Here is a 1,354-nt window from a genome sequence, read left to right as displayed (position 1 = left end):
TCTCATCTACATCGATCTTCTCAGCCGCGGGTACCTTGGGCAGTCCGGGCATGGTCATGATCTCACCGGTGAGCGCTACGATGAAGCCTGCGCCTGCGGAAATCTTCAGGTTTCTTACGGTTACTTCAAAGTCGGTGGGAGCACCAAGCTTTGTCTGATCATCTGTTAAGCTGTACTGGGTCTTTGCTACGCAGATCGGGCAGTTTCCATAACCCATAGCCTCCAGCTGAGCAGCCTGCTTCTGAGCATTCGCTGTCAGAACAGCTCTCTTTCCGCCGTAGATCTTCTGAACGATCTGGTTTAACTTATCCTCAATGCTTCCATCCAGCTCATAGGAGAAGGTAAAGTCATTGGGCTGCTCGCAGAGTCTTACAACCTCTTCTGCCAGCGCTACGCCGCCTTCGCCGCCCTTTGCCCATACCTGGGAAAGAACTACATTTACGCCAAGCTCCTTGCACTTCTTCTCAACCAGCTCAAGCTCTGCCTGAGTATCGGTCGGGAACTCGTTGATGGCAACCACGCAGGGCAGCTTGTAAACATTGGTGATGTTGCTTACATGCTTCAGCAGGTTCGGAAGTCCCTTCTCCAGAGCCTCCAGATTCTCATTGTTCAGGTCGGCCTTTGCAACGCCGCCATTGTATTTCAGTGCTCTTACGGTTGCTACGATAACAACTGCATTGGGCTTTAAGCCAGCCATACGGCACTTGATATCCAGGAACTTCTCAGCACCAAGGTCTGCGCCGAAGCCAGCCTCTGTTACGGTGTAATCAGCCAGCTTTAATGCCATCTTGGTTGCCGTTACAGAGTTGCAGCCATGTGCGATGTTTGCGAAGGGGCCGCCGTGAACGATGGCAGGAGTTCCCTCCAGGGTCTGTACCAGGTTGGGCTTTAACGCATCCTTTAACAGAGCTGCCATTGCACCCTCTGCATGAAGATCATGAGCGGTAACGGGCTTCTGCTCGGAAACCTTTCCGTAGGTGTATCCGATGATGATCCGGCCGAGTCTTGCCTTCAGATCGGTGATGTCGCTTGCCAGGCAGAGCACTGCCATGATCTCGGAAGCAACGGTGATGTCATAGCCGTCTTCACGGGGCATTCCGTTGGTCTTTCCGCCAAGGCCGTCTACTACGTTACGAAGCTGACGGTCGTTCATATCCACGCATCTTCTCCAGGTGATCTTTCTGGGGTCGATGTTCAGCGCGTTGCCCTGGAAGATGTGGTTGTCGATCATTGCTGCCAGCAGGTTGTTTGCTGCACCGATGGCATGGAAGTCACCGGTAAAATGAAGGTTGATATCCTCCATGGGAACCACCTGTGCATAGCCGCCGCCTGCTGCGCCGCCCTTTACACCGAA

General features: G+C 53.4%; 1 protein-coding gene. It reads right to left on the bottom strand.

The genetic code is table 11. The annotated features are described in order from the left end of the window. Positions 1-1,354 (bottom strand): formate--tetrahydrofolate ligase (locus ACTQ3K_RS12575; RefSeq protein ID WP_441568232.1); only part of this gene is annotated, 1,354 nt, incomplete at both ends.

Origin of the sequence: Candidatus Paralachnospira sp. LCP21S3_A2, assembly GCF_052118925.1 — a bacterium.
In the GTDB taxonomy this organism is placed as follows: Bacteria; Bacillota; Clostridia; order Lachnospirales; family Lachnospiraceae; genus Lientehia.
This window is presented reverse-complemented; position numbering and strand designations above follow the sequence as displayed.